The sequence below is a fragment of the Actinomadura montaniterrae genome, assembly GCF_008923365.1.
GTDB lineage: Bacteria > Actinomycetota > Actinomycetes > Streptosporangiales > Streptosporangiaceae > Spirillospora > Spirillospora montaniterrae.
Genome location: NZ_WBMR01000006.1, coordinates 102,700 through 111,433, shown reverse-complemented (window position 1 = coordinate 111,433; position 8,734 = coordinate 102,700). Strand labels below are relative to the sequence as shown.

Below are 8,734 nucleotides of genomic sequence, written 5' to 3'. Positions count from 1 at the left end.
CCCGGCGGCCCTCGCTGACCACCCCGGCGCACCTGCTGCCCGCGCACGCCGCCGCGCGACGGCGGCGGCAGCTGGCCGCCCAGCCCTGGTCGGGCCTCGGCGGCGCGCTGCTCACCGCGGCGGTCTTCTTCGCGCTGGCACTCGGCACCGGCAGCGCGGCGACCTCGCTGCTGGTCCTCGGCCCGCTGGCCACGTTCGCGCTGCCCGCCGTCGCCATGATGGCGTTCTGGTGGCACGACTGGCCGGGCTCCCGGCTGTCCACCCCGTGGACGGGCCTGCTCGACACCGTCCTGCTCGCGGCGGCCGCCGTGGTGCTGACCATCGCGGGGCAGGCCGTCGTCGAGCGGTCCGACCTGCGGGGCGTGTTCCAGGCCGAGCCGGGGCCCGCCGCCGCGGCCACGTTCCCCGCGACGCTGCCGCTGGCCGCCGCGCTGTTCACCGCCATGCTCCAGCTGACGCTGGTCTGCGAGCGCTGGCCGCTGGCCGGGATGGGCCGGCTCTCCTCCGGCGCCGCCGCGCTCGCGGCCACCTGGGCGATCGGGACGGGCGCGTACCTCCTGCTCGTCAACCACAGGGCCGTCCCGGCGGCGGAGCGGGCCGCCGCCGGGCTCCGCGACCCCGGCGGCCCCGTCCCCGCCGCCGACTTCGGCGCGGCGCTCGCCGCGGTCGGGGTCTGGCAGGGGGTGTTCTTCATCGCCCTGCGCGGCTGGCCCGTCAACACCGTCGCGCGGCGGGCGCCGCGGCTGCTCGCCGGGAACGTCCTCGTCATCGCCGCCGGAGCCGTCACCTACCTGGTGCTCCGCGAGGCCGCGGGGTGGCGGCCGGCGGCGATCAGCGCCGTCTGCGGCTGCGTGATCGGCGCCGTCCTCGTCGTGGCCGTGCTGTTCGAGGGCTGGCCCGCCGCCCGCCTGCGAGCCGTGCCCTGCCGCGTCCTCACCCTCGCCCTCATCGCCCTGGTCGCGTTCGTCCTGCACCGCGCCCTCGGCGCCTACGCGGGCGGCCGGCACTGGACGAGGGCGACCGCGGACGACTGGGTCACCACCGCCGCGCTCAGCTTCCTCGGCACCGCCGTCGTCCTGCACGTGGGCGTCGGGCTCCGCTGGCCCTTCGCCCCGAAGGACCCGTGACCAGGCGGCTCTGGCGTGCTCACGCGGGCGCGTCCCGCACGATCCGCTGGACGACGGAGACGGCTCGGGCGAGGTGGGGTTCGGTGCGGTCGGTCCGGTGGGCGATGGCGAGGTCGACGGTGATGGCGGGACGGGCCAGCGGGCGGAAGACGACGCCGTCGAGGGCCAGGGCCGTCACCGGTTCCGGGACGACGGCCGCGCCGAGACCGCCCGCCACGAGCGTGACCAGGGTCGAGGTCTCGCCGACCTCATGGCGGATCCGGGGTTCGACGGCGGCGTCCCGGAAGAGGCCGAGCACCACGTCGTACATGACGGAGCGGCGGTCCGCGGAATGCACGATGAGGTCGGCGTCCGCCAGGTCGGCGACGTCCACCTGCCGCAGCGCGGCCAGGGCGTGGTCGGCGGGGACGGCGACGACGAGCCGGTCGCGGCGCAGCGGCAGGACGGTCAGGGACAGGTCGGCGATCGGCGGGCGCAGCAAGGCGAGGTCGATCTCGCCGGTGCGGAGCGCGGCGGCCTGGTCGGGGACGAGCATCTCGCCCCGGAAGGAGAAGTCGACGCCGGACAGTTCGAGGGACAGGCCGCGGGAGATGGCGGGCAGGAGGCTGTAGGTGGCGGAGCCGACGCAGCCGATCGTGAGGTGGCCGACGGCGCCGGCCGCGATCCGGCGGGCCTCGTGCGCCGCCTCGTCCACCTCGCCGAGAATCTTGCGGGCGCGCGCGAGGTAGCCGCGGCCCGCGTCGGTGAGGTCGACCCGGCGGGTGCTGCGGTGCAGGAGCTCGACGCCGAGGTCCGCCTCCAGGCGGCGGATCGCCTGCGACAGCGGCGGCTGGGCCATGGTGAGCCGGTCGGCGGCGCGGCCGAAGTGGAGCTCCTCGGCGACGGCGACGAAGTACCGCAGCTGGCGTAGATCCATATCGATGGCATATCAATGGGTGCGAATATTGATACTTCACTGTATCAAGGGAGGCCACCTAGCCTCGATGACATGAGCACCTATCTGTACTCGGCCGTCCGGACGCCGTTCGGCCGGTTCAACGGCGCCCTGGCGGGCGTCCGGCCCGACGACCTCGCGGCGGGCGTGATCACCGCGCTGCTGGAGCGGGCGCCCGGGCTGGACCCGGCCGCGGTCGGCGAGGTCGTCTGGGGCAACGCGAACGGCGCGGGCGAGGAGAACCGCAACGTCGGCCGGATGGCGGCGCTGCTCGCCGGGCTGCCGACGAGCGTCCCCGGCACGACCGTCAACCGGCTGTGCGGCTCCAGCCTCGACGCCGCGATGATCGGGTCCCGGACGATCGAGACCGGCGACGCCGACGTGGTGCTCGCCGGCGGGGTCGAGTCGATGACCCGGGCGCCGTGGGTGCTGCCGAAGCCGGCGAAGGGCTTCCCCGCAGGGAACGTCACCGCCGTGTCGACCACGCTCGGCTGGCGGCTGGTGAACAAGCGCATGCCGGAGGAATGGACCGTCTCCCTCGGCGAGGCCAACGAGCTGCTCCAGGAGAAGTACGGCGTCAGCCGGGAGCGGCAGGACGCGTTCGCGCTGCGCTCCCACCGGCTCGCGGCCGCCGCCTGGGACGAGGGCTTCTACGACGACCTGGTCGTCCCGGCCGAAGGGCTGAAGCGCGACGAGGGCATCCGCGCCGACACCTCGCTGGAGAAGCTGTCCGCGCTCAAGCCGAGCTTCCGGCCGGACGGCACCATCACCGCCGGGAACGCGTCGCCGCTGAGCGACGGCGCGTCCGCGCTGCTGCTCGGCTCCGCCGAGGCCGCCGGCCGGATCGGCCTGGAGCCCCTCGCGCGCATCGCCGGACGCGGCGCGTTCGCCCTCGACCCGCAGGACTTCGGGTACGCGCCCGTCGAGGCGGCGAACCGCGCCCTCGCGCGCGCCGGGATCGGCTGGGACCAGGTGGGCGCGGTCGAGCTGAACGAGGCGTTCGCCGTCCAGTCGCTGGTCTGCGTCGACGCCTGGGGCATCGACCCGGAGATCGTCAACACGCGGGGCGGCGCGATCGCGATCGGCCACCCGCTCGGCGCCAGCGGCGCCCGCGTCCTCGGCACGCTCGCGAAGGTGCTCCGCGAGCGCGGCGAGCGCTGGGGCGTCGCCGCCATCTGCATCGGCGTCGGCCAGGGGCTCGCCGTCGTCCTGGAGAACACGAGCCCGGAGAACGAGGGGGCGGGGGCGTGAGCCGCGCGGAGATCGTCGAGAGCGTGGACGAGGCCGTCCGCGGGATCGCGGACGGCAGCACCGTCCTGGTCGGCGGGTTCGGCTTCGCGGGCATGCCGTTCGACCTCATCGACGGGCTGATCCGGCAGGGCGCGAAGGACCTCACCATCGTGTCCAACAACGCCGGCAACGGGGACGTCGGGCTGGCCGCGCTGCTCAAGGCCGGCCGCGTCCGCAAGGTGATCTGCTCGTTCCCCCGGCAGAGCGACTCCTACGTCTTCGACGAGCTGTACCGGGCCGGGAAGATCGAGCTGGAGATCGTCCCGCAGGGCAACCTCGCGGAGCGGATGCGGGCGGCGGGCGCGGGCATCGGCGCCTTCTACTGCCCGACCGCCGCCGGCACCCCGCTGGCCGAGGGCAAGGAGACCCGGACCATCGACGGGCGCGTCCACCTCCTGGAGTACCCGATCAAGGGCGACGTCGCGCTGATCAGCGCGCACCGCGCCGACACGATGGGCAACCTCGTCTACCGCAAGACCGCCCGCAACTTCGGGCCCGTCATGGCGACGGCCGCGGCCACCACGATCGTGCAGGTCGGCGGCGTCGTCGCCGCCGGGGAGCTCGACCCGGAGGCGGTCGTCACGCCCGGCATCTACGTCGACCGCGTGGTGCGCGTCGAGGACCGCCACTACACCGTCCAAGGAGCGCGCTGACATGTCCCCCACCACGGGGCCCCTCACCCCGGACGAGCTCGCCGCGGTCGTCGCCCGCGACATCCCGGCGGGCTCCTACGTCAACCTCGGCATCGGCCGCCCGACGAAGGTCGCCGACCACCTCCCGGACGGCTCGGGCGTCGTGCTGCACACCGAGAACGGCATGCTCAACATGGGCCCGGCCGCGACCGGCGACGGGATCGACCCGGACCTCACCAACGCCGGCAAGGTCCCGGTGACGGAGCTGCCCGGCGCGTCGTACTTCCACCACGCGGACTCGTTCGCGATGATGCGCGGCGGCCACCTCGACGTGTGCGTGCTGGGCGCGTTCCAGGTGTCGGCCACCGGCGACCTCGCGAACTGGAGCACCGGCGCCCCCGACGCCATCCCGGCCGTCGGCGGCGCGATGGACCTGGCGATCGGCGCCAAGCAGGTCTTCGTGATGATGACGCTGTTCGACAAGGAGGGCCGGTCGAAGCTGGTGCCCGCGTGCACCTACCCGCTGACGGGCGTCGGCTGCGTCAGCCGGGTCTACACCGACGTCGCCGTCATCGACGTCGGCCCGGACGGCGCGTCGGTCCGCGAGACCTTCGGCATCACGGTCGACGAGCTCCGCGACCGGGTGCCGGTCCCCCTCAAGGCCGCCTGACGCCGGGCCGCTCTCGTTCTCCAGGTGGTGCGGTGCCGGGGCGGCTCGCCCGCCGGCCCGGCACCGGGCTCAGCCGCCGGTCCCGGTGAGCGCGTCCGGCTTCGCGGACGACAGCGGGATCGGGGTGAACATCGGGGGCTCGTCGGCGGGGTCGAGCGCGGTCGGGCCGTAGAGCCAGTCCACGAACGCGTAGTCGTAGGTGTCGCGCTCCCGCAGCAGGACGTTCCGCTGCCGCCGGGCGAGCCCGTCGAGATGCCACAGCTCGCCCCAGGCGCGCGACGTGGTGACGACGCGGCGGCAGTGCTCGGGCCGGACGGCCTGGTAGGCGGCGAGGACGGCCGGCCAGCCCCCGTCGCCGAGGTGGCGGGCGACCTGCTCGCCGAGCACCCAGCCGTCCTCGATCGCCATGATCGCGCCCTGGGCGATGTACTGCAGCGGGGGGTGCGCGGCGTCGCCGAGCAGCGCGATGCTCCCGTCCACCCAGGTCATGATGGGGTCGCGGTCGTACATCCGCCACCACCGGTCGCGCCACATGTCGGGCAGGCCGCCGCGGACGAAGTCGCAGGTCCCCGCGAACGCCGCGTCCAGCTCGTCGGGCGTGCCCCAGTCCTCCTCGCCGGCGCGCGCCTTGGGCGACTCGAACACGGCGACCTGGTTGAGCAGCTCGCCGCCGCGCAGCCCGTAGTGGACGAAGTGGCAGCGCGGGCCGACGTACACCACGACCTCGGACAGGTCGACCTCCGCGGCGCGGCCGCTCGCGGTCGGCGTGGTGCCGCGGTACGCGACGTACGCCGACGACACCGGCTCGTCGTCCACGAGCAGCTTGCGCGCCACCGAGTGCAGCCCGTCGGCCGCGATGACGACCCGCGCCTCCTCGACGCGGCCGCCGGCGAGCGTCACGCTCGCGCCGCCGGCGGTGTTCGCGCAGGCGGTCACCTGCTGGGACGTCCGCAGGTCGACGCCGGCGCGCTCGCAGGCGCGCAGCAGCATGGCGTGCAGGTCGCTGCGGTGGATGACCAGGTACGGGAAGCCGTAGCGGCGCTCCAGGTCGCGCAGGTCGAGGCGGGTCAGCTCGGTGCCGTCGACGGCGTCGCGCATGATCATCGCGTCGGGCAGGACGCCGAGGCTCTTGGCCTCGTCCAGCAGGCCGTAGTCGTCGAGGATGCGCGTGCAGTTCGGGGCGAGCTGGATGCCGGCGCCGACCTCGCCGAAGGCGGCGGCGCGTTCGAGCACGCGGACGGCGAGGCCGCGGCGGGTCAGCGCGTAGGCGGCGCCCAGCCCGCCGATGCCGCCGCCGACGACGATCACATCAGGGTTGGTCATGGTCTCTTCCTTCTCGGGCGCCTCAGAGCCAGGGGCCCAGGTCCGGTGCGCCGGCGAGGGCGTGCGGCCGTCCGGCCAGCCAGGCGGCGACCTCGGGGAGCGGCCCGTCCGGGAGCGCGTCCAGCCCCCGCTTGGCGGCGATGTCGGTGACGAGGGCGTCCAGGAAGCCGCCCGGCAGGTCGGCGAAGGAGACGCCGCGGTCGAGGTCGACGGCGTGGACGAAGGTCTCGCGCGACCGCATCCAGGGCACCTCGGTCGCGGGGACGGTGCGGCCCTGCGCCGTGACGACCTCGGCCCGCCACTGGCGCTCGGTGAGCGCGTCCATCGCCGTCCGCAGCTCGGTGCAGGACCGGGCCAGCCAGCCGGTCAGCTCCGCGCCGCTCATCCGGGGGCCGCGCTCGATCCCGGCGGCCCGCTCCTCGGCCGACGCGTACATCGGGGTCTCCTCGCCGGTGGCGGCCCAGTGCACCAGGTTGCCGAGCGCGTCGGCGTTCGCCGCGACGTGCGCGACGAGGTGCTTGCGGGACCAGCCGGGCAGCAGGCATGGGGCGTCGTACTCCGCCTCGGTCAGGCCGCCGGCGGCGTCGAGGAACAACCGCGTGCCCTCCCGCGCCCAGCGGACGGCGTCGGCGAACGTGCGGGCCATCAGGCGTCCTTGACGACGCGGTTGGTGCAGGCGCCGATGCCGTCGACCTCGGTCACGACCGTCTCGCCGCCGGTGAGGTACACCTTCGGGTCGCGGGCGTGGCCCACGCCGGCAGGGGTGCCGGTGGCGATGAGGTCGCCAGGACGCAGCGTGATGATCGTGGAGATGTACTTGACCAGGAAGACCGGGTCGAACAGCAGCGTGCCGGTGTCGTCGGACTGCATCTCCGCGCCGTCGACCACCGTCCGCACGCGCAGCGCCGGGCGCACGCCGCCGACCTCGTCGGGCGTGACCAGGTACGGGCCGACGGGGGTGGAGGAGTCCCAGATCTTGCCCTGCGTCCACTCGATGGTGCGGAACTGCCAGTCGCGCACGGACACGTCGTTCATGACGGTGAACCCGGCGATCGCCGCCTCGGCCTGCGCGTCGTCGGCGCGGCGGACCTCCGCGCCGATGACGACGGCGAGCTCCACCTCCCAGTCAAGGGCGTCGGTCTCGGCGGGCTTGACGATGTCGTCGTGCGCGCCGATCAGCGAGTCGGCGAACTTGGGGAACAGCGTCGGGTACGCCGGAAGCTCCCGCCCCATCTCCTTGATGTGGTTGGAGTAGTTGTGGCCGACGCAGATCACCTTCGACGGGTTCGGTACGACCGGCGCGAAGTCGGCGCCGTCGAGGTCGTGGACCGCGCCGGAGCCGCCGACCGCCTTGTCCCGCCAGTCCGGCTCGGCGAGGAGGGCGCCCAGGTCGGGATAGCCGAGGTCGACGAGCCGGTCGCCGTCGAGGCGGACGGCGCGGGTCCCGGCGGCGGTGCGGATGGTGGAGAGCTTCATCAGACGTCGTCCTCGGCGGTTCGGTGGGTGGCGGTTCGGTGGAGCTTGAGGGCCTCGAAGACGGGCGCGTCGCCGAAGCGGAACAGGTCGAGGGCCCCGGAGTCGGAGTCGGACGGCCCGGCCTCGGACCGCACCGAGAACGGTTCCCACGACGGCACGACGAAAAGGTCCCCGCGCGTCACCGACCAGGTCCGGTCGCCGACCGAGACCGTGCCGGACCCGTCGAAGACCTGGTAGACGCTGGAGCCGGTCTCGCGGACCGGGGCCGTCTCGGCGCCCCGCGCCACCCGGTGGAACTCGGCGCGCAGGGTCGGGAGCACGTCGGTGCCGTCGGCGGGGTTGCTGTAGCGGACGGCGGCGTGGCCGGGCTCGACCGTGGCGGCGTGCCCGTCCTTCTCCAGCGCGAGCTGGTCGGCGAGCGCGCGGTCGGTGTGCTCCCACTTGTACGACAGCAGCGGCGACCCGGGCGTGGTGTGCGCGACGCCGACGGGGCGGAGCCCGGGGTGGCCCCAGAGCCGCTCGGAGCGGGACCGCTCGGGCGTGATGCGCTCGGCGTCGGAGATCTCGTCGCGCCCGAACTCGAAGAACTGCGCCTCGGTCAGGTACTGGAACGGGATGTCGAGGCCGTCGATCCAGGCCATCGGCCGGTCGGTGGCGTTGTGGTGGGCGTGCCAGTTCCAGCCGGCCTGCGGCAGGAAGTCGCCGCGGTTCATCGGCACGGGGTCGCCGCCGACGACCGTCCACACTCCGGAGCCCTCGACGACGAAGCGGAAGGCGTGCTGGGTGTGGCGGTGCTCGGGCGCGTCCTCGCCGGGCATGAGGTACTGGATCGCCGCCCACAGGGTCGGGGACGCGAACGGGCGGCCGCCGAGCCCCGGGTTGGCGAGCGCGATCGCGCGGCGCTCGCCGCCGCGGCCGACCGGCACGATCCGCCCCGCCCGGTCGGCGAGGCGGACGAGCCGGTCCCACTTCCACACGTGCGGGACGGCGCTGGAGCGCGGATGCGGCGGCATCAGGCCGCCGATCTCCGTCCACAGCGGGACGAGCAGTTCGGCCTCGAAGCCGCGGTAGAGGTCCTCGAGCTCCGGGGTGACCTCGGGCTGCCCGGGAGCGTCGACGGCCCGCAGCCGCACCGGCGAGTCCGCGGGCGCCGGCGCGGGCGAGGCCGCCGGGGAGGCCGCCGGGGAGGCCGCGAGGGGGTCGGCAGGAGTGCTGGTCATACCCGCCATCGTGGTGCCGGTACGCTGTGAAGAATAGGAAATTCTGTTCTCCAGAATCGAGC

9 protein-coding genes are annotated in these 8,734 nt (G+C 74.5%); 4 read left to right on the top strand and 5 right to left on the bottom strand.

Annotation, left to right across the window (positions count from 1 at the left end; translation table 11 throughout):
* The coding region (locus tag F9B16_RS50680; RefSeq protein WP_192808617.1) for a hypothetical protein at window positions 1-1,127 on the top strand (1,127 nt) is incomplete at its 5' end.
* A 19-nt stretch (window positions 1,128-1,146) separates the two neighbouring features.
* On the opposite strand, the gene F9B16_RS04355 is transcribed toward F9B16_RS50680, so the two are convergent.
* The gene (locus tag F9B16_RS04355; RefSeq protein ID WP_151538505.1) at window positions 1,147-2,043 is read right to left on the bottom strand and encodes a LysR substrate-binding domain-containing protein; all 897 of its coding nucleotides are present in this window, start codon (window positions 2,041-2,043) and stop codon (window positions 1,147-1,149) included.
* Between the two features lie 72 nt (window positions 2,044-2,115).
* On the opposite strand from F9B16_RS04355, the gene F9B16_RS04350 reads away from it, so the two are divergent.
* Genes F9B16_RS04350 through F9B16_RS04340 form a run of 3 tightly spaced genes read left to right on the top strand, consistent with a single transcriptional unit; the run spans window position 2,116 to window position 4,653 of the window.
* On the top strand, window positions 2,116-3,312 hold the full coding sequence (locus F9B16_RS04350; protein ID WP_151538504.1) for a thiolase family protein: 1,197 nt from the start codon (window positions 2,116-2,118) through the stop codon (window positions 3,310-3,312).
* A complete protein-coding gene (locus F9B16_RS04345) occupies window positions 3,309-4,004 on the top strand; it encodes a 3-oxoacid CoA-transferase subunit A (RefSeq protein WP_151538503.1) in 696 nt (231 codons plus the stop codon). The genes F9B16_RS04350 and F9B16_RS04345 overlap by 4 nt, the downstream gene beginning before the upstream one ends.
* A gap of 1 nt (window position 4,005) precedes the next feature.
* Complete coding sequence (locus F9B16_RS04340; RefSeq protein WP_151538502.1) at window positions 4,006-4,653, top strand: 3-oxoacid CoA-transferase subunit B; 648 nt, start codon at window positions 4,006-4,008, stop codon at window positions 4,651-4,653.
* A 69-nt stretch (window positions 4,654-4,722) separates the two neighbouring features.
* On the opposite strand, the gene F9B16_RS04335 is transcribed toward F9B16_RS04340, so the two are convergent.
* From F9B16_RS04335 to F9B16_RS04320, 4 genes are read right to left on the bottom strand one after another with little or no spacing between them, the layout of a single operon-like run.
* Complete coding sequence (locus F9B16_RS04335) at window positions 4,723-5,976, bottom strand: FAD-dependent oxidoreductase (RefSeq protein WP_192808616.1); 1,254 nt, start codon at window positions 5,974-5,976, stop codon at window positions 4,723-4,725.
* Window positions 5,977-5,998: 22 nt separating this feature from the next.
* Window positions 5,999-6,622 carry a maleylpyruvate isomerase N-terminal domain-containing protein gene (locus tag F9B16_RS04330; RefSeq protein WP_151538501.1) on the bottom strand — a complete coding sequence of 208 codons (624 nt, stop codon included), beginning with the start codon at window positions 6,620-6,622 and terminating at the stop codon, window positions 5,999-6,001.
* Window positions 6,622-7,452, bottom strand: coding sequence for a fumarylacetoacetate hydrolase family protein (locus tag F9B16_RS04325; RefSeq protein WP_151538500.1), 831 nt, complete (start codon window positions 7,450-7,452; stop codon window positions 6,622-6,624). Before F9B16_RS04325 ends, F9B16_RS04330 begins: the two co-directional genes overlap by 1 nt.
* Entirely contained in the window at window positions 7,452-8,672 is a 1,221-nt protein-coding gene (locus F9B16_RS04320) for a cupin domain-containing protein (protein WP_151538499.1), read from the bottom strand. The genes F9B16_RS04325 and F9B16_RS04320 overlap by 1 nt, the downstream gene beginning before the upstream one ends.
* Between the last annotated feature and the right edge of the window lie 62 nt (window positions 8,673-8,734).